The organism is Bacillus sp. USDA818B3_A (assembly GCF_009928415.1).
In the GTDB taxonomy this organism is placed as follows: Bacteria; Bacillota; Bacilli; order Bacillales; family Cytobacillaceae; genus Neobacillus.
Window position 1 is genome coordinate 1 of record NZ_JAABNN010000035.1, and the last position, 25,077, is coordinate 25,077.

Sequence of the window (25,077 nt, forward strand, 5' to 3'; positions counted from 1 at the left end):
AAAAGAAGAGTGTTGACTAGGTCAACACTCTATGCGACTGCCCGTCGCACAAAAAGATAACCCGCAGGTTATCCCAGTAATTTTTCCATCGCCATGACATCCACAAATACGCCGTCTAGCTTCCCTTGTTTTTGAAATACCCCGACTTCGCGGTAACCCATTTTCCTATATAGTCCTTGTCCTGAACGATTAAAGGGGAAGGTAAAGAGGACGATTTTATGGAAGTGGTTAGTTGCTGCAATGGTTTCAATTTCAGCGAGCAGCTGCTTTCCCAAACCACTCCCTCTATGGTCCCTTGATATGTATATCGAAAGATCCGCGACCCCGTCATACGCACGGCGGTTGCTGTATGGATTTAAAGATGCCCATCCTCTAACGCTGCCATCCTGTTCAGCTACCACCACCCTATATCGCCCTTGATGTCTTTCGAACCATTCTTTCATATAGGCATAATCCTTTGTTTCCTCCTCAAGTGTAGCGATTCGATCTTCAATCCCCTGATTGTAGATTTCTAGTATAGAACTTATATCGGATTCCGATGCTTTACGGATCATATTGATTGATGCCATAATTAGTCCTCCCTATACATAAAAAATATCCTTCAATATTCTATATATTATCTCAGAATCCCTCCATAATCTACCCTATTCCTTTTGCGCAATAAGAAAATGGAAGCCCACAGGCTCCCAACTTTCATTTAACGTTACTATATTTTTCCTCCCGTAAAAAATATAACAAGCCCACGCTCTTCAATCTTCTTATAAAATTTCCAACCATGTTTTGATTGCAGTAGCAAAAATTAAAATCCCCATAATGAGTTGCAAAACTTTCGTATTCACTCTTTTTCCAGCATTCGCTCCAATAGGTGAAGCAATTAAACTGGCAAAAACCATGATAACAGAAGGCAGAATTGCCACTTGTCCTGTTGAAATTTTTCCAGTAACCGCTCCAATAGATGAAATAAGTGTAATAGCTAAGGATGAGGCAATGGTCATTCTTGTCGGTATCTTTAACACCGTAAGCAAAATTGGCACCAATAGGAATGCACCTCCAGCACCAACGATACCAGCTCCAATCCCGACGATGAAAGCAAATAGTGCAGCAAGCCACTTGTTAAATTTGACTTGTTCTAATGGAATATCATCAATCCCTCTTTTGGGTACAAACATCATGATTACAGCTATCAAGGCTAAAATTCCATAAACAATATTGATTCCACTTTCCGGCATATGAGTTGAGCTGAATCCTCCAATAAAGCTTCCAATCAAAATACTTATTCCCATGTAGGTAATCAGAGTTTTATTTAAGAATCCACCTTTACGGTAAACCATAACACCGCCAATGGTCGCAAAGAAAACTTGGATAGCCGTAATCCCTGAAACTTCATGTGCAGTAAAATGACCTACCCCCAGTAAAACTGGAATGTACAATAACATGGGAAAATTGATAATCGCCCCACCAATACCTAACATCCCTGAAATAAATGATCCAACAAATCCAATTAGGAAGATCGTTATGATAAAGCTAATATCCATGGTGTCCTCCTTATTAAAAAAAGGGAACCTTTACTGGTTCCCTATATTTTTATCACTTTTTCAATCTGGGATTTATCGAACTGCACAGCGATTTGGTCCAATTTCCATTTCTCGTTGTTGATCAATGTCTGGATTGATTTTCCCCATATTGGTTTGACGAATTTCTTGATACGCATTTGGCTGTGGCGGAAGATTTTCCGTTACCATTTTTCTAAAATCATCTTCGTCTTCGATATTTAGACCATGATTTTTCGCAAATAGGGTTCCTAATTTTTCAGCCACACTGCCATCATCATTTAATTCATCAATAATCATAAAGTGTGCTGGAAGAACGGTAAGCTCTTCAGACAATTCTTTGTAACGTTTATAAAGCGTTTCTCTTAAATCAGCTACCCAGTCTTCTGCCATACCTGCAAGGTCCGGTCTTCCGATGGAATCAATGAATAAAATATCGCCTGATAGCAAGAACTTTTCATCTACTACAAAGGAAGTGGAACCAATCGTGTGACCTGGAGAATATAATGCATGAATATTAATAATAGTATTTCCGATTTTTACGTCATTTCCGTCTTCAAATGGTTGGTAATCAAAGGTTACATCTGTTGCATCTTTAGGCGGCAGCCAATACGTTGCACCTGTTTTTTCGGCGATTTGTCGACCTCCTGAAATATGGTCCGCATGAAGATGCGTATCAAATACGTGTGTGATTTTCGTGCCAATGCTTTCGGCAAAATCAAGATAGATATCGGTCATACGTGTTGCATCGATCAGTGCTGCTTCACCGTTTGACACCACCATATAAGATAAACATCCTTTACCGATTCGGACAAATTGATAAATTTCACCGCCATTATTTAGGTCTCCGACTTTAACCGGTTCTAAATGCTCACTCCATGCTTTCATTCCACCTTTAAGGTAAGCGACGGTTAAACCAGCTTCAGAAAGCATTTCAGCTACCATAACGGAAGAACCTTCTTTTGCACAAACCACAAGAACCTCTTTATCAGTAGGGATTTTTTCAATGATCTCTTCTACACCATCAAGCAATTCAAAATAGGGAACATTTAAATAATTAAAGTTTTCTCCTTCGATTTTCCAATCGTTAAAATCACTTTCATTTCGAACATCAAGAATAAATAACTCTTCTTTATTAATTACTTTTTCCGTTACTTCTTTTGAGGTCATTACGTTAACAGCCATTCTCTATTTACCCCCCAAGGTATTTTTATAATTAAAAAAATATGATAATTAGAAAGTTAGTATATTGATACGTTTATTTATGGTTAATACCTGTTGCTTTACCAGTCCATCCGCTCATACCTGGTACAACATTAATTACGTTTATAAAACCAATATCCGATAATTTTTGTGCAGCTAGATCGCTGCGGTTGCCTGTTCGACAAACCACAAAAATTTCATCCTGTTTATCTATTACATTTATTTTTTCTTCCAACTCACCTAATGGAATTGAGAGTGCACCGGGAATATGGTTAAAAGCATATTCTGCCGCTTCCCTTACATCGATAATGACGATGTTTTCATTTGCTACAAGTTTTCCCTCAAGATCTTCATTATTGATAACATTTGGATGTTTGTTTTCAGTGGCATCATCGTTAGAAGATTTGCGAAGATAATGCTTCAATACTTCGCCATCTTCGATCGTTCCCAAATATTGATGACCAGAACTTTCAGACCATGCTTTCATGTCCGCTTTGGATCCTTTATCTGTCGCTTGAACTTCTAATACTTGTCCTGCCTCCAAGGTATTCATTGCTTTTTTTGTTTTAACGATAGGCATTGGGCATGCTAGTCCCTTGGCATCTAATATGACGTTTGATTTCAAGTTTTCCAATTTAATTCCTCCTAAATACCTATAATGGTATTATTTTTCTTAAAAAAATTTATTCAACCTTACCTTCCCATGTAAGCATTCCACCATCCATGTTGATTACATTAAATCCGTAACTTTCAAGAAATTGCGCAGCACGGCCGCTTCTGCCTCCTGAACGGCATACCATGATATACTCTTTGGATTTATCTAATTCATGCATGCGAAACTCAACTAATCCTAAAGGAATGTTTACAGCACCTGGGATTTTTCCAGCTGCAACCTCATCCACTTCACGTACATCGATGATATTTAATTTCTTTCCTTCATTTAATAATGTTTCAACCTCTTTTGCTGTTGTTCTTTTCATTTTATAGTCCTCCTTCTATTGTTTAAGACCAAGCGCTCATGCCACCCTTGACATTTGTTACTTTTGAAAATCCCAATTTTTTAAGAATCTTACTTGCCTGCCCACTTCTCATCCCACTTTGACATATAACAATAACTTCCTTATCCTTTGAAAGTTCTTTTTCTGCTTTCCCGGCAAGTAGGTTAAGAGGGATATTTTTAAAACCTCTAATATGGTTTCCTTTAAACTCTCCAGGTGTGCGGACATCAACAAATTGTTTATTCTTGTCATTCAATTCTGATTTCAATTCTATTGTCGAAATATTGTTAACACCTTTAGTTGGTAAAAAACGTTTAATCATAATGAATAGAATTGCCGCGATAATAAGATAATTTAGATATTCCATTTGCAAACCTCCTTTTATATAGGAGGAATCCCCCTATTGTTTTAAATAAACAGATTGACATTACCTTCCTCTGCATCTCCTAAATACGCAGCCACTCCTGCATATTCGATTGATTCTAATAACTCTTCCTGTTTAAGACCTAACAAATCCATTGTCATGGTACATGCTACTAGTTTTACATCTTGTTCCTGCGCCATTTCGATTAATTGAGGCAGTGTCATTGCGTTATGTTTTTTCATAATATCCTTAATCATTTTAGGACCGAAACCGGCGAAATTCATTTTGGAAAGACCCATTTTATCTGCTCCTTTAGGCATCATTTTTCCAAACAATTTCTCCATAAATCCTTTTTTCACCGGAACTTTTTCATTTTTACGAAGTGCATTTAATCCCCAAAATGTATGAAAAATGGTTACTTCATGGTCATATGCAGCTGCACCATTGGCAATGATATAGGCTGCCATTGCTTTATCGTAATCTCCACTGAATAAAACGATCGTTGTTTTCTTCTTTTCAGTCATGTAGTTACCTCCTGATTTTTATACCCAATAGGGTATTATATTAACCAAAAAAAATTATCCCTTTTTTATCCAAAACTTCAAAATTCCATTTTCTTCTTCGAATTTTAATAAATCGTGTCCTCCTGATTTTGCCCAGGCAGTCAGATCATTTTTAGCCCCTTTATCCGTTGTATGAATCTCTAAAACTTCACCAGATTCAATTTCATTGATCGCCTTTCTTGTTTTTACAATTGGCATTGGACACGCTAAGCCTTTTGCATCTAATAATTTTACTATATTCATTGTTTGTTTCCTCCTTTGTGTAAATTACCTTTACCCCTATGGGTATTATGTTAATAAAAATAAAAGAGGGTGTCAACCCTTTTTTATCGACTTTTTACTAGCAAATTAACAGCTTCTGCTACCAATTCTTCCATGCTTTTGTCCCCAGTATCATTTGCTCTTTGAACGCATTCCACTAAATTAGAACTAACTATCACACCAATTGTACGATCAATAGCAGTTCTTGCAGCAGATAACTGGGTGATGACTTCTTTACAATCCTTATTTTCTTCCATCATTCTTAGAATTCCTCTTACCTGGCCTTCAATACGTTTCACTCTATTTTTGATTTGTTCATTGTAATCCACGTCTTTTCCTCCTTTATCTATTGATTTGTATTTTTAATCTATTTTCCTTAAGCATTAATGTGTTTGGCCTAATTATAGTATATCCGAGTACATCGTACATGCAACTAGAAATGCATCTAAAACTTCCTTGATAAGGAACAGCATCGACAAGTTATATTTTATACCCATAAGGGTATACTGTCAAGTAGATATTCCCGTTAATTCAAAGGAATTAGATAATAATCAATTATTCACCATGATGCCTTATCGTCCATACAATAAAAATGATATAAAACTATTGAAAATTCATAAAAAAGGTTTATAATCCATAGTATACTCATAGGAATTAGATGGATAGGAGGCTGGGTATGCATTTATTAAAAAGATTATTTAATGAACATTGTCCTACATGCAATAAAGTACTAGAAACAAAAAATTCCAACGTATTAAAATCAATTGTCATTAAAACATGTCCGGAAAATCATTATCAAAAGGAATTTCATCCAGCTTTTGAAACATATATTGAAAGTAATGCAAGTTTTAAAAATTAAAACTAGAAGGTAGCCGATGATCGCTACCTTCGTTTTTTTTTTATTGACCAGTATCCTACTCTTTTTGTCAAATATTTGTGAACAAATTAGTAACTATGATACATATCACAGAAATTTATACCTAAACGGGTATATCCTCATAAGGCGAAGACAACTTAGGAGGTACTAACATGGGACGATATGAACAGCAAAGAAGTTTCTTAAAGTCTAACTTTCTTGAATTTAAACACATAAAAACAGATAAGATAAAGGGTCTGCCAAAACCACCAATCGTTAAGCCTTATTCCACTTCATCTATCATGATTGAACTGCCAGAAGTTAGCAAGAACGTGATAAAAAGTCAAAATATTTATGAATGTATAAAGGAAAGAAGGAGTACAAGGTTTTATTCTGAGGACAGTTTAAGTCTTGAGGAGTTATCCTATCTATTATGGGCTACCCAAGGAATAACAAGTACAACTAAGAATGGATTTACCATTAGAACTGTACCATGCAGTGGTGCAACACATACCTTTGAAACATATCTTTTCATTATGCGAGTAGACGGAATTCAACAAGGAATTTACAGATATCTTCCCGTGGAACATAAACTTTTATTTATGTTCGAATTAAATGAAATTGATCAAAAAATTGATGCCATTACTCTAGATCAGCCTTTTGTCCCTAATTTCGCTAAAAAGGCTTCCGTGGTGTTTGCTTGGAGTACAATTCCATACCGTTCGGAGTGGAAATATGATATTTCAGCACATAAAAAAATTCTGATCGATATCGGACATGTATCGCAAAACCTATATTTAGCAAGTGAATCCATCGATGCAGGAGCTTGTGCTATCGGTATCTATGACCAAAAGCTAATCGACGATGTACTAGGTTTAGATGGAGATGAAGAATTTGTCCTTTTCCTTGGCGCAGTAGGAAAAAAACGGATACCTCATTGCAAGTAAGTGCCCAAAGATTGTGTAGCTAGTATGAAAAAAGAAACTGGTATGGATTGTATGATCGATAATTAAAATAAATAAACATTCTAAGTACCTTAAGGTGCTTAGAATGTTTATTATCAACTGATCCCTCTTTATTTCTTTTCAATCCAAAACTTAATTACCTTTCATTTGTTTTGGTTTCGACGATATTGCTTCCGTATACAGAGGAATAAGTTTTCCAGCCGCCATCCACATTTTTAACCTTGAACCCGTTATTACTTAAAATGCGGCTCGCTAAATATCCTCTTAATCCAACTTGACAGCTGACATAAATGGTTTGTTCCTTTGGAAGTTCTTCCAAATGATTCCTTAAATCATTTAAAGAAATATTAATGGAACCTTTAATAAATCCAAATTCGCGCTCCATTGGCTCACGAACGTCAATTAAAAGTCCGCCTTCTGCAACTATTTGGTCAACTTCATGCCACTGTATTGTTTCTAATTCGCCTTCCATGATATTAGTAGCCACATAGCCAGCCATATTTACAGGATCTTTTGCTGAAGAATATGGTGGTGCATACGACAATTCCAGATTTGTTAAATCTTCAACCGTTAATCCACCTTTAATAGCGGTTGCGATCACATCCATCCGCTTATCGGCCCCGTCAGCTCCAACCGCTTGTGCCCCAAGGATCTTTCCTGTTTCTTTATCAAAAATTAATTTTAAAGAAATCGGTGCTGCTCCAGGATAATAGCCGGCATGTGAACTTGGATGTATATGAACGACTTCATAGGAAATACCTAGTCGTTTCAATAATTTTTCATTGTTACCAGTGGCTGCAACTGTTAAATCAAACACCTTCGCAATGGAAGTACCTAATGTTCCTTTGTATTTCTCCCTCTTGCCCATCATATTATTAGCCGCAATTCGTCCTTGGCGGTTTGCTGGTCCTGCAAGTGGGATCATTGCCTTCGTACCGCTAATATAATCTACAACCTCTACTGCATCCCCAACGGCATAAATATCTTCATTAGAAGTTTGGAGAAGTTCATTTACAACCATTCCCCCACGCTCTCCTAGCTCCAATCCCGCAGCCTTAGCTAACTCATTTTCCGGTCTGACACCGATCGATAGAATGGTCATATCTGTTTCGATTTCTGTTCCATCAGAAAGGATAACCTTTTTTCCATTGGCAGCGAAAGATTTGACACCATTTTCTAAAAATAACTTTACGCCTTTTTCTTTTATATGCGTGTGTAAAATGCTAGCCATTTCAAAATCGATTGGGGCCATAATTTGATTAGCCATTTCAATAATGGTAACGTCGATTCCTTTTTCCACTAAGTTTTCAGCCATTTCTATACCAATAAACCCGCCGCCAATCACAATTGCCTTTTTAGGATTTTTGGCATCAACATAGTTTTTGATTTTATCAGTATCCGGAATATTCCTTAAAGTAAATAAGGTCTCGTTCTCATTTAATCCAGGGATAGGTGGTACGATCGGTCTTGCTCCTGGTGATAATAATAACTTATCATAGGATTCCTCGTACACTTCACCAGTTTGTAAGTTCTTTATAGTAACGTTTTTGGCTTTAGGATTTATATTAACTACTTCGCTTAAATTACGGATATCAAGGTTAAATCGTTCTGACATTCCTTTTACAGTTTGTACTAATAATTTACTTCGATCCTTGATAGTTTCACCTATATAGTAGGGTAATCCGCAATTTGCAAATGAAATGTGCTCTCCACGTTCAACGAGTATTATTTCCACATCTTCACTCATTCTTCTTAATCTTGCAGCAGCTGTTGCTCCCCCCGCTACTCCACCTACGATAATGACTTTTTGTGTCATGTAATTCCCTCCAAATTTATATAGGTTAAATATACTTTATAATGTTATTTTATTTAGGAATACCCGTATGGGTTTTATACCTATAGGGGTATTATATATTCTTTTAAAAAAATGTAAAGTCCTTTCAAGAGGATTTCACATATTCTTCAAAGTTTGGATATTTAAATTCGAAAAAACACTAGGCACCACCCAATTTTTTCCTTATCATAATAATAAAAAGAATAAGAGGATTTATATGAGTTATTACGTTAAAGTAGTACTAGGCTTCATTATGCTGGATTTGTATTTGAACATGGGAATTGCAAAATCAGGCCAATTTTTTCTACAGGTTTTATTAGTCCTTTTGTTTTTCCCATTATTGAAGGGAATTTTAATCCTAACAAAGGTAAAAGAGTATAAAAAGATTGGAATCAGCTTTCATCCAAAATGGTATAAAAATATGATAATTGGTTTTATTATCGGTTTTTCATTTTGGCTGAAGAAGTACATACTCGTTTATGTTTTTGGAGGATTTGAGATTACGGGTGTTAAGTCGTTTCCTGGAATGTTCATGTCACTTTTGATGGTGATACTCACATTTTTTGTTGGATCCTTTTTAAATGACATCATTGTCCGAGGTTTTGTATTTGGGCATTTAAAAGAGAGAATTCCTTTAAAATGGGTGTTTATCATCTCCCTTATACTTTATACCCTAGACGACTCCTGGAATGAAGGGTTCCGTATTACCAACATGCTGTTTTCTCTTATCCTCGGACTATCGTTAACCTATGCCATTTTTAAAACCGGTTCGCTTTGGGCGGACACCGGCATCCATTGGGGGCTGAATGTCTGCTATGGCATCTTTAACGGACCCCTCGGCAGCTCAAATAAGGGAATTATAATCACGAAATACGGACAGCAATCCATGCTTCTAGAAATAATCAGCTACATTGTTCCTTTGTTTATGTTCTTGTTTATATATTTGCTGCGAAACAAATTTTTACGAAAAAACGGCTAGGGATCCCTCTAGCCGTTTTCCGCTGTCTCACAATTTATTCATGAAAAAAGGTTAATCCTTATTGGATCAAGACCCCCGATTAAAAAATCAAACACCGTTCCATATTTCTATTTTGTTCATATTCTGCAATTACAACATTCATTTTAAAAAACCTATTAAAACAGAAATAAAATCATCCAAATTAAAAGGGGTTAAGTACATGATTAACGTTTTATTTGTATGCCTAGGCAATATTTGCCGTTCACCGATGGCTGAAGCTTTTTTTCGCAGGTTAGTCAAAAAAGAAAATTTATCTAACAAAATAGCAGTTGATTCTGCGGCAACTAGTTCATGGCAAATAGGCTTCCCTCCGCACGAAGGAACTCTTAATATTTTAAAGAAATACAATATCTCTTCTAATGGGTTAATTGGACGCAAACTAAGGAAAGAAGACTTTAGGAAATTCGATTATATAATCGGTATGGATGAAAGCAACATAAAAAATATTTACAGAATAACCGGCAAGTCAAATCATCCAAAGATAATTAGGCTGCTAGACCTGACCAAATACAGAAAAGATGTCCCAGATCCATTTTTCACAGGGGATTTTGATGAAACCTATAGACTTGTTTCATCTGGATGCCGCGCATTACTCAATAAAATACGCTGGGAACAAAATTTATAACGCCTTGATAGGCGGCCTTTTTTTTGTCAGTAGAGCCCTTCTATCATTATCCTGAGTGACCTACCTTATTACGAAAGCCACTTAAAAGAACACAGCAACAAATCATCAATGTGGCGAATTCATCACCTTGTTGTTGGTTGCGACACGGCGGATGAAGAACCCAATGATCAGGCTAATCAATGCTATGAACATGGTAAACAGGAACACGTTTTGTGAACCCGATATCATCGCATTTGCAATTTCAGTCTGCTTGGTCGGGGCGGAGGATCTGTGCAAATATTTCTCCATACCGCTTGTAAGTAAACTGATTGCGACCGCTGTTCCAATCGCGCCCACGACCTGCTGCAATGTGTTCATAACTGCCGTGCCGTGCGGGTATAACTCCGGCGGCAATTGATTTAGCCCGTTCGTTTGGGCAGGCATCCATATCATGCCTACCCCAACCATGAGCCCGATATGCAAAGCAACAATAAAGACCACTGAAGAAGCAGGAGATAGGGTAGTAAAGAACCATAACATGACTGCTACAATCACGAGTCCGGGAATAACGAGCCATTTCGGTCCATATTTATCGAACAAGCTCCCCATACGCGGGGAGAGGATACCGTTCAGCGCGCTGCCCGGCAAAAGCATGAGTCCAGTAGTGAATACAGACAGTCCTGTACCAGTCTGCAGAAACATCGGCAGGATAATCATGCTCGACATAATGGTTAACATACACGACAGTACCAGGAGCAGCCCAACGACGTACATTGGGTACTTGAAAACGCTCAGATTCATCATTGGATTGCGCATAACGTTCTGCCGCAGTACGAACAGCACCAGCGCGATGAGCCCAACAATGATTGAAGTGAGCACAACTACGCTGCCCCATCCTTCAGACCCTTCGCCTGCCTTACTGAAACCGAAGACAACTCCTCCAAAGCCGGTCGTTGACAATGCGACAGACAGCAGATCGATACGGGGCTTCGTGACATCGGTGACATTCTCCAAGTACTTCAATCCTATCAACAATCCAACAATCAGGAACAGCAGCGAGAACCAGAATATATAATGCCATGTTAAATATTCAATTAATAGACCGCCTATGGTCGGGCCGGTTGCTGGTGCGAACATGATAACGAGTCCGACGAATCCCATTGCCGCACCCCGCTTTTCCGGCGGATATATAACAAGAATGGTATTGAACATGAGCGGAAGCAACAATCCCATGCCTACTGCCTGTAAAACTCTAGCAAACATCAACATTTCGAAATTAAAACCGAGTGCCGCAATCAATGTACCTACTATTAAGTTAATTAGTGAACCTGTGAACAGCTGCCTCGTCGTAAACATCTGCAGCAGCAACCCGCTCATTGGCATTAAAATGCCAAGAGTCAGCAAGAACCCGGTTGTTAACCACTGTGCGGTTGCGGCCGAAATTTGGAACACTTCCATTAAATTAGTCATTGCTATGTTTAGAGCAGTCTCGCTAAACATGCCAACAAAGCCGCAGATAAGAAGCGATGCCAAGATGGCACGCGTATTGTATTTTTTCATCTCTATATCTCCTATAAATCGATTTATTTAATAATAGTTTATTTTTTTGCAAATCCTTGTTTGTTTAATTACTTAAGCATGAAGGGCTGTCTTCTCTATTAATTATTTTAATATTTCAGCCTTCCGTATTGATAAGGAACTCCCATATTCTCGCGAAGTGTTTTTCCTTCATAATCCCTGTGGAACAAACCGCGGTCTTGCAAAATTGGGACAACCAGGTCCACAAAATCAGCAACACCATCATAGGCTATATCAGGAACAACCGAGAAGCCGTCACATGCACCAGCCAAAAACCATTCTTCCAAGAAGTCAGCAACTTGTACGGGGGTACCTGCAACTACCGGATGATAGTTAATGACCCCATGGGCAAGAACATCTCGAATGGATAGCCCTTTTTTTAGCAGCTCTAAAGCTCTGTGGGAACGAGGATCCATTGGGTTGGCATATGCCTTTTTCAACAAGTCAGCTGATAAAGGTTGATCAATATCAACCGAATTCACTGATATTGGTAACCCAACCATGGAACCAAGGTAACTTACCCTACTTGGAATCTCCTCGGGATTAAAACTCATAAGTTGTCTTCTTCTTTCTAAACCTTCTTCTTCAGTTGAACCGAGGGAAAACATAAAACCTGCATACATCTTGATGTCATCGGGATTTCGCCCAAAACGAGCAGCATTTTGTCGAAGCGCATGCCTGTGTTCACGAGCAGATTTTATATCATAAGGATTTGCATAGACACCAGATGCGTTCCTCCCTGCCAATTCCAATCCCTCTTCCCCTCCACCTGCCTGGAAAATAACTGGCTGACCTTGCTCAGAGGGTGGGATTGGCAAAGGACCACGAGATGCATAATACTGCCCTCCAAGATTGATAGGCTGAATTTTGTCCATGTCGGCAAATTGCCCTCCTTCTACATCTAACGTCCAAGCGTCTGGTTCCCAACTCCCCCACAATGCTTGGACAATTTGGATGGATTCATGAGCCATGTCATATCGTTCTTTCCGGTTTCCAACTCGAGCACCAAAATTTGCTGCAGCTAATGGCTCGGATGTGGTGACTGCATTCCATCCTACACGTCCATGACTTATAACATCGAGTGCTTTAAATTGACGAGCTATGTTGTATGGATAATTGAATGTCGTGGATATGGTAGCAACAAGCCCAATATGTTTCGTTTCTCTGGCAACAGCCATTAGTGCTAACATAGGGTCCATAGGGAAACTAGGAGTCTGAGGACATAAGTCGACGGTTAATGCTGGAGTATCAGCGATAAAGATCATTTGAAATTTTCCTTTTTCAGCTAATTTAGCTCGCTCCACATAACCATCCGTATTTGTGTAGGCTGCTGGGTCGGTACCAGGCATTCTCCAAGCACTGAATTCGGCTCCGTATCCAGAAACCATTTGTAGTGCTAGTTGCATCTCTTTTCTTTTTTTCATATATCTCTTCTCCTTTATTTTTAAATAGGCTTCAAGTAACCAAAAGAGCCTGTTTCCAATCAAATTTCAATAGATCGGAAAAAATCAAATAATATTTAGCATGCTAACTAATTTGTTGGTTATTACCAAGCAAGGACAGTTTTTCACGATATAGAACTATTTAATATTTAGGTTGCTACATAATTATTTAGCATGCTAAATATCCATATAGAGAAAACTTAAAACAAGTTTCTCTCCATTCTCTTCATAAGTTCCCTTAAGATTAAGCGTTCTTCCGGTAAAATTGAATGGAGTAATTTTTCTTGCTGCTGTTTCCATTTAAACCGAACTGGTTTCTCTAATTCTTTTCCTTTACCTGTTAGATAAATTCGCATAACCCTTGCATCATGTTCATCACGTTTACGATATATAAATCCGTTTTGCTCCAATGATTTAACCATATTTGTTACCGTAGGCGGTTCGCATTTTAAATGTTCACAGAGCTGCATTTGTGTCACCCCATCACCTAACCACAATCGAGAGAGTAAATTATCTTGACCTACATAAAGATTAAGTTCTCTTAGACTTTCATTATAATCTCGACGCATTTGAAATGAAATTTTATCTAATGACTGACGAATATCGCAATCAACCTTATCGTTCATAGGTATGCCTCCACTACTAAAATATATTTAGCGTGCTAACTATATCATGGTGGAAATTTAGTTGTCAATTTAAGGGACCTCCACACATTTTATCGGGCTGAATTTATCTAGAACGGAGGTCAAAAGTATATATCCAACAATAAAATGGAACCTTTGATCCCCCATCAGCTGTTTCATACTGAAAAGTCCAGATTCTGTTTATTACACCGTTTGCCTATCAACTTGTTGTATAGAGAATTTCGTTACAAACACTAGAATAAAACCAATTCTCATTTTTTTAAAGAGGGCAATATAAATTGCCGTAGTACATTATTTTGTACTTAATAGCTTGGTTAGTGCAAAAAAGCTGCCACAATGACAGCTTAGGATTTTTACATCTTCCTCCGTTACTTTAATACATTTCTTCACAAACTTTTATCGTAAAAGAAAAAACTTCCGTTAGAACGATCTCTCCTCCTGCACTATGACTTTATCACCATTTAAATTTTGGGGTAAATTGTAAATGATGAATGTGAACGCTTTGGTTAGTCTACCTGCTCCCCGAACTTCTTCCCGAACTCTTCCATCAAATCAATTATAGGAATGAATTCTTTCCCTTTTGATGTTAATGAATAATCTACTCGAGGAGGAACCTCTGGATAAACTTTGCGATTTATTAAGCCATCACTTTCTAATTCTCGAAGTTGCTTTGTAAGAGAACCCTGTGAGATATCCCATAGAAAAGCTTTAATTTCACTATAACGACGCTCTTTGGTCTTTAAATACCAAAGAATAATATATTTCCAACGCCCAGAAAGTATGTTTTGGGTATAGGCAATGCCATAAACTTCTCTTTGTTCCTTTATACACTCTTTGTCAAATCCATCCTTGCATATCCTAGACACCTTTTTACCTGCTTTCTACTGTTAAGTACAAAAAAATGTACTACGTCAATTTTTATTGCCTACTTCAAAAAGATGAGAAATCATTTTATTCTAGTATATGTAACAAAAATACTCAATACGTTTTTATTATCTAATATATGTTTACAGTTTGAATAAACATATGATTGTGTAACTTTAAGCAGAATAATTCTTTTATATACAAATACTTTAGGAGGAAAAATAATGAGATTTGGAATTATTGGTGCAGGACCAATTGGGTCAATTATTTCTAAAAAATTAGTTAAGAATGGACATGATGTCAAAATTGCAGATGCACGAGGAATTGAACGTTTAGCAGGAAAAGAGCTTGCTGGAACACCTGTGCTTGTAGAGGATGCAATAAAAAATATTGAAGTTCTTATAATATCTCTCCCTATAAAAGCACTGCCGAGCATTCGGAACATTATCGATCTAGTCGGGCAGGAAGTAATCATTGTAGATACTTCAAATTATTATCCTTATAGAGACGGCAAAATGGAAGAAATCGAGAACGGGATGGTTGAAAGTGTTTGGGTTTCAAATCAATTAGGCAGACCTATCATTAAAGCTTTCAACAACTTATTAGCCTATACTTTAGAAAATGAAGGAACATCCGAAGATTCTAGTGGACGAATTGCGATGGCAGTTGCTGGTAATGACCCATCACAAAAACAAGTAGTTATGGACGTAGCAAACGAGCTAGGCTTCGACGCAGTAGATAGTGGTTCTTTAAGTGACTCTTGGAGACAACAGCCAGGAACTCCTGCTTACTGCACAGAGCTAACAAAAGATGAGCTCACGAAAGCATTGAAAAAGGCAAATAAAGAAAAAGCACCCTTACTACGAGACAAGGTGATGGAAAGGTTTGCAGAGCTCCTTGCAGAAAAAATAGAAGTTGAATTTTCAAATAAGGATATTGTGAATTTAAACAGAGAAATATACAATTCATAAAACAAATGGTGCACTCAGTTAGAGCGCACCTTATTTTATATCTATATATCCCCATAAAGTTTTGAAGAAATATGTGTGCCTCTTTCCTTTTTGCCGCCAAACAATCCTGAATATTAATACTTGTTCTCGTAAGCTATAATTTTAAATTAAAATTGTTAAATAATAGTATATCTTGGGAGGAGAAGAAAATGAATATTGTGCTGCTTGGTATATTATTTACCATCCTATGGGCATCTGGTGCTGTCTCTGTGAAATTTGGCTTGCTTTCATCCCCACCGTTAACTATGGGGACCATTCGTTTTATTTTAGCTGGAATTCTCTTATTGTTATATATTTATGGGTTTAGACGGGTGAAATATCCACTGCCCCACAAACGAGAATGGAAGCCATTAATTTTATTAGGGTTTTTTAACACTTCGCTATATCTCGGCTGTGGCTTTTGGGCGTTACAAACAGTTTCATCAGGATTTTTTAATCTAGCTGTCGTGGTTAATCCGTTTCTGGTTGCACTGCTTTCCTCCCTATTCGGAAATCGCTCTATTCAAGATCAGAATCTGATTTTATATCTTGTATGGTCGGTAATTGGTGTATCCATTTTTGCGATGATACTTTGGTTTTACTTACCGATTGCAGGATATCTTCAAGCCTCCATCTTATTGGGGGAGAGAATTAACACTTTCAATGTGATTCCTGCACTCTTTGTATTTGCTGGGTTATATTTGTCAGTGAATTTTCGTCTGAACAAGCGACCTGCACCGGCATCGGAGGAAAATCTAAAAGTTTAACCTAACTACCTGATAACACACAGGAAAATTTATTCTTTATATTGGCAACGACTTTATTGGATGATTGATTAAATTCACAATTTTAATTCATCAACATCGAAAAAGGACCTTGTCTGTAGGTCCTTTTTCGGTATACTTCTTCAAGGGCCTGCCCTGTTCTTTCAATATGATATTTTTCATTATTGAATGACATTCATCGCTTAATCAAGACGGACAGGTCGCCCTCAAAAACTTTTTCTTCATTATGATTAAATGTAGATAACAAGACAGTGAGGATACCTGTTTCATCTTTTGTTGCTTTCTTATCAAGAACCTCAACAATTATATGTAATTCATCTTCAGGATACACTGGCTTTATAAATTTAATATTATTCATCCGTGTTCCAGCAATGACATCCTCACCATAGAAACCTTCTTCAATCCAAAGCTTAAAAGAAATGGCTAGCGTATGTATACCAGAAGCTATAATTCCATTAAACCTTCCCTGATTTGCCTTTTCCTCATCCAGATGCATATATTGAGGGTCAAATTCACCTGCAAACCTCATAATATCTTCTTTTGTTAATTTAAATGATTTAGTTTCGAACACTTGTCCTTTTGTAAACTCGTCTAACTTCATTTTTACACCTCTATTTTGTCATCGTTTTTGCCCTTGTTTATTTTAACACCACATACTCATAAGTGAAAAAATACTCAATTTTCTATTAATAGCCTTATTTATATGAACATGGTTAGTTCCTATAATATAATAGATTCAATATGAATTTGGTTAAGGAGAGTTGTATATGCGTATTTTAGTTTTAGGCGCTGGAGGAATCGGAGGCTATTTTGGTGGTCGTTTAGTAGAAAAAGGAGAAGACGTTGTTTTTCTCGTTCGTTCAAAACGAAAAAAACAGCTTGAGAAAAATGGATTAGTTATTCACAGTGTAAAAGGTGATTTCTCATTTGCACCAAAACTGATAACAAAAACTGATGTTACCGAACCATTCGATCTCGTGTTATTTTCAACAAAAGCCTATCATTTAGAAGAAGCAATGCTCGATTTGAGGCCATTTGTCGGTGATAATACAGTAATTATTCCGTTATTAAATGGTGTAGCCCACCTCTCTCCATTAAAAGAAGCATTTGGTGAGAATAAAGTTATTGGAGGCTTATGTTCTATAGAAACAACATTAAATAAAACAGGCGAAGTTATGCATTCAAGTACTTTTGATCGACTTGTATTTGGTGAACTTGGATCTCAGGAGACAGATCGCATCCACCAAATTGCTGATACATTCAGTAATACAAAAGCAGATTTTGTTTTGAGTAATCAAATTATGCAAGAAATATGGCATAAATATTTACTAATTACCGTTATGTCAGGTGTTACGACACTTATGCGTGCACCAATAGGACCCATTCGCGAAAGCAATGGCGGCAAAGACTTTATTAGAAATCTATTTGAGGAAATAACAACGATTATGAAAGCGTGCAAAGCTCCCATTATTGATAATATTGTGGAAGAACAGATGAAATTAATAGATAGCCTTTCTTATAATTTTAAAACTTCTATGCAGCGAGATATGGAAAAAGGTTTACTTATTGAAGGTGAGCATTTGCAAGGATATTTGTTGGGATTAGCCAAACAATTCGAGATAGAAGCACCGTTACTAAGAGCTATTTATCAAAATTTAAAAGTATACGAAGTAATGCTTTAAAATAATTACCAATAAGTAGTTACAAACTACTCAGTCCCTACCTATAACAAACAAAGGGCTGCCTTTTATAGCAGCCCGGTATTTTTTTTAATAATTGTAGCTTTTAAGATTAGTATTTTTTCAATTATCTTTTTTGCCTGTTAAGAGTGAATGATTTTTTAATCGTATATGTGCAAGACCTGTACTATTTACCAGCCACACACCTAAAAGCACCAAAATTATTCCAAGCAATGCAATAGCATTCAAACTTTCCTTTAAAAAAAGGAACCCTGACAGCGTGCTGACTACGGGGACAATTAGTAAAGAAATGGATGCTTTACTGGCTTCCATCTTGGCAAGAATATTAGACCATATGACAAACGCTAAAGCAGAAGCCAAAATTCCAGAATATAAAAGATATACTACAGCCATTAGACTCCAATGTGACTGGCCTTGTTCAAAACTAAAAGAATACAAAAATAAGCCAATAGCTCCCGCGCCCATTTGCCAGGTAGTAAATTGAACTGTGTCACAGCCTTGCAATTTCTTTTTGAAAATCAAACTGGATAGAGCCCATGTTATGGCAGAGCTTAACGCTAGAATAGGAGCCCATATATTTTCTCCAAAATGAATATCCATTGATAAAAACAGCCCCAATATCCCAATCAAGATTCCAACTGTCTTAGTAGAAGTTAATTTTTCTCCAGGAATGAAATAATGAGCAAAAAGTGAAAGAAACAACGGCATACTATAGGTAAGAACAGAAGTAAGCCCTGCATTTATATAATTTAAAGAAATTTGGATCGCAATGTTAAAATATGTTGTCTGCAAAATGCCGCATAGAATATACCATTTAAGTTCCCGTTTACCCGGAAGAGGAATTTTTTTAAACCAGGTTAAGCCAAAGAGTACAATTGCACCAAGCAAAAATCGATAGGCAGCAAACAAAACAGGTGGGAACACGTCATTACCCATTTTCATTACAACAAAATTAAAACCCCAAATAATACATAAAAATAACATCATACCATTCATTCATGTTTCCCCCCCTGTTATATAATTTTTTCATATTACATTTCGGAGTGCTAAGTTTAAAAACTACGAAAAGCATGGACATTCTTTGATATTAACTAAAAAAACAGGAAAGTCCACCCTTGGTGAACCTTCCACAATACCTATTATTCTAACACTCTGTTAAACGGCAAGTCCATCTGTTGCCATTTAATTGCCCCTTCACGATTATTTGACATTTTGTATATAATTCCATGCTTGTCAGTTTCAGATTGAACCAAAGTTTCATAAACTATTGTAGCTTATAGAAAGGAGGAGTTTGTATGAGTCAATCTGATCAATCTAATGGTCAATTTAAATTTAGTGAGCCTTTTAAGTATTGTGAGCCTTGTCAGTCCTCTACACCTAATCCTACCCCTAAACCTACTCCTAAACCCAAGCCTAAGCCTAAACCTCCTAAACCTAAGCCTCCTAAACCTAAACCTCCTAAACCACCATCTCACAAGAAGAAATAATAAGTGTATTCTATAATAAATATTCCGTTAATAAATTACGTCCTTATACACAAAACATCCTTTGATTCTTGTTAGTGTATCCTTAGAGGGCGGATGATACTAATTCTTCAAAAGCTGCATAGTGTTATTTCGAGGGATTCTAAGGATTATTTAGAACCCTCTATTTATGTCTTTTACCTTGTCTTTGGAACAAATATGACAAAAAATAAATCCCTTTTAAACAGCAATAGCATTTTTCATTCTATGTATCTCTTAAAAAAAACCGACCTAATTACCAAGGTCGGTTTGTCATATTCATTCATAAAAAAATTAGAACCCGTCACAGGCATTTAGTCTCAAATACTATTTTGTTTGTGTAATTCCATTAACAAGTTGGGCCAAGGCTTCATTGATAGGTGTTACTGGACGACCAAGAACTTTTTCAAAATCATTGCTTTCAACTGCTAGTGAACCATTGCGAATACTTTCTTGAATTCCTACTACAATCGGAATCACAAAATCAGGTAACCCTAACCCTTTCATGATCTCTGCATATTTTTCGTCACTTACTTGTTGTACAGGTACGTCTTTGCCCAATACTGTACCAAGAGCAGAGGCTAATTCTTCTTGTGTTAAAAGAGGGCCAGAAAGTTCATATACTGTATTTTCGTGACCGTTTCCTACAAGAACCGCTGTCGCTGCATCTGCGTAATCCTGCTGCAATGCCCAGCCCACTTTACCTTCTCCGGCAGTTGTTACCCATGGAGCTCCGGCAAGCGCACCTTGAATGCTTCCGATTTCATTTTCCAAATACCAATTGTTACGCAAGAAAGAATAAGGGATACCCGTCTTAATGATGGCTGCTTCCGTCGCCACATGAGGCGGCGCCATTAAATTTTTGCTTTCTGATGCATTTGCGAGACTTGTGTAAGCAATAAATTTAACCCCTGCACGCGCAGCTGCGTTGACCGCATCCGTATGTTGACGAATTCTAGTTTCATTGTCACCATCCGCAGAAATAATTAACAAGCGGTCTATCCCTTTAAAAGCATGATCTAGAGTTTCCGGCTGGTCAAAATCTCCTTGTCGAACCTCTACTCCACGGGCACGAAGACCCTCTGCTTTCTCTGGGTTTCGAACACTCACTGCCAAATCACTTGCAGGTATTGCTTTTAATAATGAATCTACCACTTTTGAACCTAATTTTCCTGTTGCTCCAGTAACTAATATTTTCATTTATATTCCCTCCAGTTCTTTATAGCTGTAACAATCTTGATTACATGTATTTAGTTTAATCACCTGTAACCATTTTGTCAACAGGAAGGATTAGTTATTATTTTGTTCGTATTTTGGTATAATAAACTTGTAATCAATTTAATTACACGATAAAAACAACAGAATTGATATTAGAGGATGTGACTACACATGTCAATCAGCAGCCGATTTGCTGTCGGAATTCATATATTAGCTCTTATTGAAATAAATAAAGGCGAGGTAAGCTCATCTGAATTTCTAGCCGGAAGTGTAAACACAAATCCAGCCGTGATCAGAAAAATTATGGGAATGCTAAAAAAAGCAGAGCTGATTAAGGTGCGGCCAGGTATTGCAGGGGCTGAGTTAGCGAAGGATTTATCGGATATAACATTACTTGACGTCTATAAAGCGGTTAATGTCGTCCAAGAAAATGAGTTGTTTAGCATACATGAAAATCCAAATCCTGATTGTCCGGTCGGCAGGAATATTCAATGCGCAATTGAACCATTGCTTACAATCGCTCAAACAGCATTGGAAAAGGCTCTTGGGAATGTTACCATTGAGGACGTGGTGAAAGATATTATTGAAAAAGAATCAAATAATAATATGTTAAGTAATTAAAACGACATTCCTCCTTGAATGTCGTTTTAATTTTCTTTATATCTTTAAATTTTTCTTCATCAGTTCGGCAACCTGTAGATTATCTTGATGGGATGTGTTTTCTAGTGCCTTAATAATTAACTCTTGGCGTTCCACAGGATGATTTTGACTCAATTTAGCTTTGCCTTCCATTTTCGTAATGTTTATTCTGAATGCTACAATCCCTTTACTCATGCCTTCAATAAAACTGGGGTTTACATCACTTAATTGGTATGGACTAGCCGGACTTTCATATTTATTTACCATATCATTTAAAGAATCAAAGATTACTTTTTGATCTTCGATGATCTCCATCTTTCCATATACATGGATAGACACATAATTCCATGTGGGTACAGCCTTCATAGATTCGTACCAAGAAGGAGAAATATAACAATGCGGACCTTGAAAAATCACAAGAACTTGTTGGTTTTCAGCATCCTTCCATTGTTCGTTCGGACGTGCAAAATGACCATATAAAGCATTTTCATTTTTATTCAATATCAGTGGAAGATGTGTAGCGCAGGGTTCTCCTTTATGCTGTGAAAATAAAGTGGCAAAGCTATACTTTTCAATAAAATCATAAATTGTGCCTTCATCAATGATTTTAAAGTGTTTAGGTATATACAAAGTGATTCCCCCTTACAAAAAAGTTATCGGAGTGTTTTGGTCATAATAAAGTCTATTTGTTCTTCATCACCCATATAAAAAGAATGAGCTCCCGTTTGAACAAACTCCATTTTCTTATAGAAAGCAATCGCATTTTCATTTTTTTCCCATACGCCCAGCCAGATTTTCTTTTTACTAAGTTCCGTCGCAATGTCCATAGCTTGGTTAAAAAGGTATTTACCAAGCCCATGTTTTTGAAATTCTTTCTTTATATAAATCCTCTCAATCTCAAGTGATTCATCACCCATTTCTTCGGACTGAGCATCATTGATATTCACCTTTAAATATCCAGCGACTTCATTACTAATATAAACGAAGAAGAATTGCGAAGAGTTATTGGACAATTCTTTTTCTAATTGGATTAAGTTAAATGCTTTTTCCAAATAAGCATTCATATTTTCAGGTGTATTCTGCTCCTTAAAAGTCTCATTAAATGTTACATAACTGATTTCTTGAAGCAGGCGTGAATCTGCGGGGGTACATTTTTTTATAATAAAAGTCATATGATTATGTGCTCCTTTATCTATTCAATAATTTCTCTTGTTTCCCTTTTTTACAAATTCCCAATCTTTTTCTATATTCTTTCTTACTCTTTGAAGAAGATCGAAAATGGTCTCTACTTCTGTTCCGGAAAATCCCTCTAATGCAACGGTATTGGAATAATCATTTTCTTTTTTTATAGAAGGATAAACCATTTTCCCTTTCTCTGTTGGAAAAAGCCTTTTTATTTTTTTGTTATGTTGATCATCTTTCTTTTCAATAAAACCATTCATTTCAAGTTTTTGTATAGCACGAGCGGCTGTTGTTCGATCTACTTTTATCATCTCAGCTACCTTTTCTTGAATGATTCCTGGGTTTTCACATATTCGCACCAAGTACAAATACTGCCCTTTTGTAAGGTCAAATTCTTTAAATTCTATATTGCTTATAGAATCTAATGCCCTTGCGATCATTCCAATTTCTCGTAAGATATCTTTCATGTCGATCTCCTTCACCACACTTTTTTGTTGCAATTACTATAAAAGTGATATAGATTAAATTTAAACTAATTTTATTGCATTTGCAACAAAATTATCATAGTCAAATTAATCTAATTGGAGTGAAAAAAAATGGATGCAAAAAGAATTACGATGGATGAAGAGCTAAAGGCAGCATTTGCTATTCGAAAACAAGTATTTGTAGAGGAACAAGGTGTACCACTAAAAGATGAATTTGATCAATTTGATACACTAAACGGCCTATGCGAACACATTTTAGTTCATTATAATGAAACATCGGTAGGTACAGGGAGGATAAGGTTTATAGATGGTGTTGGTAAATTGGAGAGAATCTGCATCCTTGAACCTTACCGTAATTTTGGTCTTGGAAAAATCATTATAAAAGCGTTAGAAGAAATCGCAGAAGAACAGGGAGTATCCCAGGTTAAATTACACGGACAAACACATGCAGAGGGTTTTTATCAAAAACTGGGCTATCGGACTTCATCCGATATATTTATGGAAGATGGAATCCCACATATTTTAATGTTAAAAGAAATACCTACTAAGTTATAAAAAGGTCTAAAAAATATCCACTCTATGTTTTAGGAAATTTAATATTAACCCTTGGTATTACTTTTTCTATACAATGAGACCTCGGTACATCAAATTTTGTTGGTTCATAAGAAGATTATACTATTTCTCAAATCGGAAATAATACTAGGGAGGTGAAGAAATGGATACGGAACAATTAAAACTTACATCTGCTGAAATTGGTTCCTTGTGGGGTGAGTACGTAAACGGAACAGCGGTAGATATAATAAATAGGTATATGTACTCCATTATTGAAGATGATGCAATAAAAGCGGTTTTTAATGATGCTCTCAAAACATTTGAACAACAAAAGAAACAAATTAAGACTTTTCTCGAGAAAGAAGGATTTCCTGTTCCAATTGGATTTAATGAAACCGACCTGTATTTAGGAAAAAAGAGATTGTTTTCAGATGCATTCTGCCTGAATTATTTACACGTAATGACCTTACATGGTTTATTAGGGCATAGCACTGCATTATGTATTTCTGTAAGGAAAGACTTAAGGGATTTTTACGACTCATGTGATAACGATGCCAAAAAAATGTACCATCAAACGGTTGAGTTATTGCTTGAAAAAGGTCTTTTTCAGAGAGATCCATTATATTATCCATATGAACATCCTGAAAGTATTTCAAGCAATGATTTCAAAGATGGTTTTTTTGGCAAGGGCAGAACCCTTGCGGCGACTGAAATCATTAGTATTTCTTTAAACCTTAAAAAAAGTATTCTGTCTAAGACCCTTTCTATTGCCTTCAGCCAGGTGGCTCAATCGAAAGAGGTAAGAAAATTTTTAACTGAATCTGAGCAAACTGCTGATAATCAAATAAGAGCATTTGCAAAAATATTGCAAGCTGATAACTTACCAGTACCGAAATCTCTGGAAACAGAAGTTACCACTTCAACTGACTCTCCATTTTCTGATAAGTTATTACTTTACCACATGGGATTTTTGTTCCAAGCTGCACAAACTTATCATGGGGCAGGTCTTGCAGGATCGATGCGAACAGACCTCGTGGCCACTTATGAGGCAACTATTTTACAAAATCTTATGCTTACAAAAAACTGGTTTAAAATCATGGTGAACAATAAATGGTTGGAACAACCTCCCCTTGCACCTAATAGAACAGAAATTGCAAAGAAAAAATAACTATTTAAAGTTAAATGTTCACTATTGTGTGTGATAGATTTAAAATATCAACTATTCAAGTAGAGTAAGAAACTGATTTCGAAGGGATAGCTTACGCTATCTCTTTTACTTTC

General features: G+C 36.6%; 31 protein-coding genes. 11 read left to right on the top strand and 20 right to left on the bottom strand.

Translation table 11 applies throughout. The features are described 5' to 3' along the window. Positions 1-68: 68 nt before the first annotated feature. From GXK58_RS25695 to GXK58_RS25735, 9 genes are all read right to left on the bottom strand, one after another. Entirely contained in the window at positions 69-569 is a 501-nt protein-coding gene (locus GXK58_RS25695) for an arsinothricin resistance N-acetyltransferase ArsN1 family A (RefSeq protein WP_160726015.1), read from the bottom strand. Positions 570-758: 189 nt separating this feature from the next. After that, the gene (locus GXK58_RS25700; protein ID WP_160726016.1) at positions 759-1,535 is read right to left on the bottom strand and encodes a sulfite exporter TauE/SafE family protein; all 777 of its coding nucleotides are present in this window, start codon (positions 1,533-1,535) and stop codon (positions 759-761) included. 72 nt (positions 1,536-1,607) lie between these two features. Next, complete coding sequence (locus tag GXK58_RS25705; protein ID WP_160726017.1) at positions 1,608-2,735, bottom strand: MBL fold metallo-hydrolase; 1,128 nt, start codon at positions 2,733-2,735, stop codon at positions 1,608-1,610. A 73-nt stretch (positions 2,736-2,808) separates the two neighbouring features. After that, positions 2,809-3,387, bottom strand: a complete 579-nt coding sequence (locus GXK58_RS25710; protein WP_160726018.1) for a sulfurtransferase TusA family protein — start codon at positions 3,385-3,387, stop codon at positions 2,809-2,811. Positions 3,388-3,436: 49 nt separating this feature from the next. After that, on the bottom strand, positions 3,437-3,733 hold the full coding sequence (locus GXK58_RS25715) for a rhodanese-like domain-containing protein (protein ID WP_160726019.1): 297 nt from the start codon (positions 3,731-3,733) through the stop codon (positions 3,437-3,439). A gap of 22 nt (positions 3,734-3,755) precedes the next feature. Then, positions 3,756-4,118 carry a rhodanese-like domain-containing protein gene (locus GXK58_RS25720; RefSeq protein ID WP_160726020.1) on the bottom strand — a complete coding sequence of 121 codons (363 nt, stop codon included), beginning with the start codon at positions 4,116-4,118 and terminating at the stop codon, positions 3,756-3,758. Positions 4,119-4,159: 41 nt separating this feature from the next. Further along, positions 4,160-4,639 carry a DsrE/DsrF/DrsH-like family protein gene (locus GXK58_RS25725; protein WP_160726021.1) on the bottom strand — a complete coding sequence of 160 codons (480 nt, stop codon included), beginning with the start codon at positions 4,637-4,639 and terminating at the stop codon, positions 4,160-4,162. Between the two features lie 54 nt (positions 4,640-4,693). Continuing rightward, the gene (locus GXK58_RS25730) at positions 4,694-4,921 is read right to left on the bottom strand and encodes a sulfurtransferase TusA family protein (RefSeq protein WP_160726022.1); all 228 of its coding nucleotides are present in this window, start codon (positions 4,919-4,921) and stop codon (positions 4,694-4,696) included. A gap of 83 nt (positions 4,922-5,004) precedes the next feature. Next, positions 5,005-5,268 (bottom strand): metal-sensitive transcriptional regulator, encoded by a 264-nt coding sequence (locus tag GXK58_RS25735; RefSeq protein ID WP_160726023.1) that lies wholly within the window; start codon positions 5,266-5,268, stop codon positions 5,005-5,007. Between the two features lie 347 nt (positions 5,269-5,615). Here GXK58_RS25735 and GXK58_RS25740 point away from each other — a divergent pair, with 347 nt between their 5' ends. Together GXK58_RS25740 and GXK58_RS25745 are read left to right on the top strand one after the other, a co-directional pair. Further along, positions 5,616-5,798: a hypothetical protein gene (locus GXK58_RS25740; protein ID WP_160726024.1), complete on the top strand. Its 183-nt coding sequence runs from the start codon at positions 5,616-5,618 to the stop codon at positions 5,796-5,798. A 170-nt stretch (positions 5,799-5,968) separates the two neighbouring features. Then, positions 5,969-6,742 (top strand): SagB/ThcOx family dehydrogenase, encoded by a 774-nt coding sequence (locus GXK58_RS25745; RefSeq protein ID WP_160726025.1) that lies wholly within the window; start codon positions 5,969-5,971, stop codon positions 6,740-6,742. A 154-nt stretch (positions 6,743-6,896) separates the two neighbouring features. Here the strand turns inward: GXK58_RS25745 and GXK58_RS25750 are convergent, their stop codons facing one another. Next, the gene (locus GXK58_RS25750) at positions 6,897-8,576 is read right to left on the bottom strand and encodes a CoA-disulfide reductase (protein WP_160726026.1); all 1,680 of its coding nucleotides are present in this window, start codon (positions 8,574-8,576) and stop codon (positions 6,897-6,899) included. A 235-nt stretch (positions 8,577-8,811) separates the two neighbouring features. Between GXK58_RS25750 and GXK58_RS25755 the strand changes: the two genes are divergently transcribed. Then, positions 8,812-9,573 carry a CPBP family intramembrane glutamic endopeptidase gene (locus GXK58_RS25755; RefSeq protein WP_160726027.1) on the top strand — a complete coding sequence of 254 codons (762 nt, stop codon included), beginning with the start codon at positions 8,812-8,814 and terminating at the stop codon, positions 9,571-9,573. Positions 9,574-9,772: 199 nt separating this feature from the next. After that, positions 9,773-10,237 carry a low molecular weight protein-tyrosine-phosphatase gene (locus tag GXK58_RS25760; RefSeq protein ID WP_160726028.1) on the top strand — a complete coding sequence of 155 codons (465 nt, stop codon included), beginning with the start codon at positions 9,773-9,775 and terminating at the stop codon, positions 10,235-10,237. A 105-nt stretch (positions 10,238-10,342) separates the two neighbouring features. On the opposite strand, the gene GXK58_RS25765 is transcribed toward GXK58_RS25760, so the two are convergent. The 4 genes from GXK58_RS25765 to GXK58_RS25780 form a co-directional block, all read right to left on the bottom strand. Then, on the bottom strand, positions 10,343-11,776 hold the full coding sequence (locus GXK58_RS25765; protein ID WP_202171456.1) for a DHA2 family efflux MFS transporter permease subunit: 1,434 nt from the start codon (positions 11,774-11,776) through the stop codon (positions 10,343-10,345). 107 nt (positions 11,777-11,883) lie between these two features. Further along, complete coding sequence (locus tag GXK58_RS25770; RefSeq protein WP_160726029.1) at positions 11,884-13,218, bottom strand: NtaA/DmoA family FMN-dependent monooxygenase; 1,335 nt, start codon at positions 13,216-13,218, stop codon at positions 11,884-11,886. Between the two features lie 218 nt (positions 13,219-13,436). Continuing rightward, a complete protein-coding gene (locus tag GXK58_RS25775) occupies positions 13,437-13,862 on the bottom strand; it encodes a MarR family winged helix-turn-helix transcriptional regulator (protein WP_160726030.1) in 426 nt (141 codons plus the stop codon). 524 nt (positions 13,863-14,386) lie between these two features. Further along, positions 14,387-14,746, bottom strand: a complete 360-nt coding sequence (locus GXK58_RS25780; protein WP_160726031.1) for a winged helix-turn-helix transcriptional regulator — start codon at positions 14,744-14,746, stop codon at positions 14,387-14,389. A 222-nt stretch (positions 14,747-14,968) separates the two neighbouring features. Between GXK58_RS25780 and GXK58_RS25785 the strand changes: the two genes are divergently transcribed. Together GXK58_RS25785 and GXK58_RS25790 are read left to right on the top strand one after the other, a co-directional pair. Further along, entirely contained in the window at positions 14,969-15,715 is a 747-nt protein-coding gene (locus GXK58_RS25785; protein ID WP_160726032.1) for an NADPH-dependent F420 reductase, read from the top strand. 188 nt (positions 15,716-15,903) lie between these two features. Then, complete coding sequence (locus GXK58_RS25790) at positions 15,904-16,500, top strand: DMT family transporter (protein ID WP_160726033.1); 597 nt, start codon at positions 15,904-15,906, stop codon at positions 16,498-16,500. Positions 16,501-16,693: 193 nt separating this feature from the next. Here GXK58_RS25790 and GXK58_RS25795 read toward each other — a convergent pair whose 3' ends face one another. Continuing rightward, entirely contained in the window at positions 16,694-17,119 is a 426-nt protein-coding gene (locus tag GXK58_RS25795; protein WP_160726034.1) for a MaoC family dehydratase, read from the bottom strand. A gap of 166 nt (positions 17,120-17,285) precedes the next feature. Here GXK58_RS25795 and panE point away from each other — a divergent pair, with 166 nt between their 5' ends. Beyond that, complete coding sequence (gene panE / locus GXK58_RS25800) at positions 17,286-18,200, top strand: 2-dehydropantoate 2-reductase (RefSeq protein WP_160726035.1); 915 nt, start codon at positions 17,286-17,288, stop codon at positions 18,198-18,200. Between the two features lie 120 nt (positions 18,201-18,320). Here the strand turns inward: panE and GXK58_RS25805 are convergent, their stop codons facing one another. Continuing rightward, complete coding sequence (locus GXK58_RS25805) at positions 18,321-19,214, bottom strand: DMT family transporter (RefSeq protein WP_160726036.1); 894 nt, start codon at positions 19,212-19,214, stop codon at positions 18,321-18,323. Positions 19,215-19,513: 299 nt separating this feature from the next. Here GXK58_RS25805 and GXK58_RS27145 point away from each other — a divergent pair, with 299 nt between their 5' ends. Beyond that, positions 19,514-19,705, top strand: coding sequence for a hypothetical protein (locus tag GXK58_RS27145; RefSeq protein ID WP_202171457.1), 192 nt, complete (start codon positions 19,514-19,516; stop codon positions 19,703-19,705). Positions 19,706-20,047: 342 nt separating this feature from the next. Here the strand turns inward: GXK58_RS27145 and GXK58_RS25815 are convergent, their stop codons facing one another. Then, on the bottom strand, positions 20,048-20,920 hold the full coding sequence (locus tag GXK58_RS25815) for an SDR family oxidoreductase (protein WP_160726037.1): 873 nt from the start codon (positions 20,918-20,920) through the stop codon (positions 20,048-20,050). A gap of 189 nt (positions 20,921-21,109) precedes the next feature. On the opposite strand from GXK58_RS25815, the gene GXK58_RS25820 reads away from it, so the two are divergent. Continuing rightward, a complete protein-coding gene (locus GXK58_RS25820; RefSeq protein WP_160726038.1) occupies positions 21,110-21,559 on the top strand; it encodes an Rrf2 family transcriptional regulator in 450 nt (149 codons plus the stop codon). 36 nt (positions 21,560-21,595) lie between these two features. Here GXK58_RS25820 and GXK58_RS25825 read toward each other — a convergent pair whose 3' ends face one another. The 3 genes from GXK58_RS25825 to GXK58_RS25835 are packed head-to-tail and all read right to left on the bottom strand — an operon-like array spanning position 21,596 to position 23,226. Then, positions 21,596-22,207: an FMN-binding negative transcriptional regulator gene (locus GXK58_RS25825; RefSeq protein ID WP_160726039.1), complete on the bottom strand. Its 612-nt coding sequence runs from the start codon at positions 22,205-22,207 to the stop codon at positions 21,596-21,598. A 23-nt stretch (positions 22,208-22,230) separates the two neighbouring features. Further along, positions 22,231-22,749, bottom strand: coding sequence for a GNAT family N-acetyltransferase (locus tag GXK58_RS25830; protein WP_160726040.1), 519 nt, complete (start codon positions 22,747-22,749; stop codon positions 22,231-22,233). Between the two features lie 24 nt (positions 22,750-22,773). Further along, positions 22,774-23,226, bottom strand: coding sequence for a MarR family winged helix-turn-helix transcriptional regulator (locus GXK58_RS25835; RefSeq protein ID WP_160726041.1), 453 nt, complete (start codon positions 23,224-23,226; stop codon positions 22,774-22,776). A 129-nt stretch (positions 23,227-23,355) separates the two neighbouring features. Between GXK58_RS25835 and GXK58_RS25840 the strand changes: the two genes are divergently transcribed. Together GXK58_RS25840 and GXK58_RS25845 are read left to right on the top strand one after the other, a co-directional pair. After that, on the top strand, positions 23,356-23,799 hold the full coding sequence (locus tag GXK58_RS25840; RefSeq protein ID WP_160726042.1) for a GNAT family N-acetyltransferase: 444 nt from the start codon (positions 23,356-23,358) through the stop codon (positions 23,797-23,799). A gap of 160 nt (positions 23,800-23,959) precedes the next feature. Further along, the gene (locus GXK58_RS25845) at positions 23,960-24,964 is read left to right on the top strand and encodes a DUF3231 family protein (protein ID WP_160726043.1); all 1,005 of its coding nucleotides are present in this window, start codon (positions 23,960-23,962) and stop codon (positions 24,962-24,964) included. The last annotated feature ends 113 nt before the right edge of the window (positions 24,965-25,077 follow it).

What these genes read in the sequence shown, in the direction of transcription:
- GXK58_RS25720 (WP_160726020.1), bottom strand. Translation starts at nt 4,118, where the DNA reads ATGGAATATCTAAATTATCTTATTATCGCGGCAATTCTATTCATTATG.
- GXK58_RS25775 (WP_160726030.1), bottom strand. Translation starts at nt 13,862, where the DNA reads ATGAACGATAAGGTTGATTGCGATATTCGTCAGTCATTAGATAAAATT.
- GXK58_RS25730 (WP_160726022.1), bottom strand. Translation starts at nt 4,921, where the DNA reads ATGAATATAGTAAAATTATTAGATGCAAAAGGCTTAGCGTGTCCAATG.
- GXK58_RS25770 (WP_160726029.1), bottom strand. Translation starts at nt 13,218, where the DNA reads ATGAAAAAAAGAAAAGAGATGCAACTAGCACTACAAATGGTTTCTGGA.
- GXK58_RS25705 (WP_160726017.1), bottom strand. Translation starts at nt 2,735, where the DNA reads ATGGCTGTTAACGTAATGACCTCAAAAGAAGTAACGGAAAAAGTAATT.
- GXK58_RS27145 (WP_202171457.1), top strand. Translation starts at nt 19,514, where the DNA reads ATGAGTCAATCTGATCAATCTAATGGTCAATTTAAATTTAGTGAGCCT.
- GXK58_RS25765 (WP_202171456.1), bottom strand. Translation starts at nt 11,776, where the DNA reads ATGAAAAAATACAATACGCGTGCCATCTTGGCATCGCTTCTTATCTGC.
- GXK58_RS25700 (WP_160726016.1), bottom strand. Translation starts at nt 1,535, where the DNA reads ATGGATATTAGCTTTATCATAACGATCTTCCTAATTGGATTTGTTGGA.
- GXK58_RS25840 (WP_160726042.1), top strand. Translation starts at nt 23,356, where the DNA reads ATGGATGCAAAAAGAATTACGATGGATGAAGAGCTAAAGGCAGCATTT.
- GXK58_RS25805 (WP_160726036.1), bottom strand. Translation starts at nt 19,214, where the DNA reads ATGAATGGTATGATGTTATTTTTATGTATTATTTGGGGTTTTAATTTT.
- GXK58_RS25740 (WP_160726024.1), top strand. Translation starts at nt 5,616, where the DNA reads ATGCATTTATTAAAAAGATTATTTAATGAACATTGTCCTACATGCAAT.
- GXK58_RS25715 (WP_160726019.1), bottom strand. Translation starts at nt 3,733, where the DNA reads ATGAAAAGAACAACAGCAAAAGAGGTTGAAACATTATTAAATGAAGGA.
- GXK58_RS25695 (WP_160726015.1), bottom strand. Translation starts at nt 569, where the DNA reads ATGGCATCAATCAATATGATCCGTAAAGCATCGGAATCCGATATAAGT.
- GXK58_RS25790 (WP_160726033.1), top strand. Translation starts at nt 15,904, where the DNA reads ATGAATATTGTGCTGCTTGGTATATTATTTACCATCCTATGGGCATCT.
- GXK58_RS25755 (WP_160726027.1), top strand. Translation starts at nt 8,812, where the DNA reads ATGAGTTATTACGTTAAAGTAGTACTAGGCTTCATTATGCTGGATTTG.
- panE (WP_160726035.1), top strand. Translation starts at nt 17,286, where the DNA reads ATGCGTATTTTAGTTTTAGGCGCTGGAGGAATCGGAGGCTATTTTGGT.
- GXK58_RS25795 (WP_160726034.1), bottom strand. Translation starts at nt 17,119, where the DNA reads ATGAAGTTAGACGAGTTTACAAAAGGACAAGTGTTCGAAACTAAATCA.
- GXK58_RS25820 (WP_160726038.1), top strand. Translation starts at nt 21,110, where the DNA reads ATGTCAATCAGCAGCCGATTTGCTGTCGGAATTCATATATTAGCTCTT.
- GXK58_RS25830 (WP_160726040.1), bottom strand. Translation starts at nt 22,749, where the DNA reads ATGACTTTTATTATAAAAAAATGTACCCCCGCAGATTCACGCCTGCTT.
- GXK58_RS25725 (WP_160726021.1), bottom strand. Translation starts at nt 4,639, where the DNA reads ATGACTGAAAAGAAGAAAACAACGATCGTTTTATTCAGTGGAGATTAC.
- GXK58_RS25745 (WP_160726025.1), top strand. Translation starts at nt 5,969, where the DNA reads ATGGGACGATATGAACAGCAAAGAAGTTTCTTAAAGTCTAACTTTCTT.
- GXK58_RS25845 (WP_160726043.1), top strand. Translation starts at nt 23,960, where the DNA reads ATGGATACGGAACAATTAAAACTTACATCTGCTGAAATTGGTTCCTTG.
- GXK58_RS25835 (WP_160726041.1), bottom strand. Translation starts at nt 23,226, where the DNA reads ATGAAAGATATCTTACGAGAAATTGGAATGATCGCAAGGGCATTAGAT.
- GXK58_RS25760 (WP_160726028.1), top strand. Translation starts at nt 9,773, where the DNA reads ATGATTAACGTTTTATTTGTATGCCTAGGCAATATTTGCCGTTCACCG.
- GXK58_RS25785 (WP_160726032.1), top strand. Translation starts at nt 14,969, where the DNA reads ATGAGATTTGGAATTATTGGTGCAGGACCAATTGGGTCAATTATTTCT.
- GXK58_RS25750 (WP_160726026.1), bottom strand. Translation starts at nt 8,576, where the DNA reads ATGACACAAAAAGTCATTATCGTAGGTGGAGTAGCGGGGGGAGCAACA.
- GXK58_RS25815 (WP_160726037.1), bottom strand. Translation starts at nt 20,920, where the DNA reads ATGAAAATATTAGTTACTGGAGCAACAGGAAAATTAGGTTCAAAAGTG.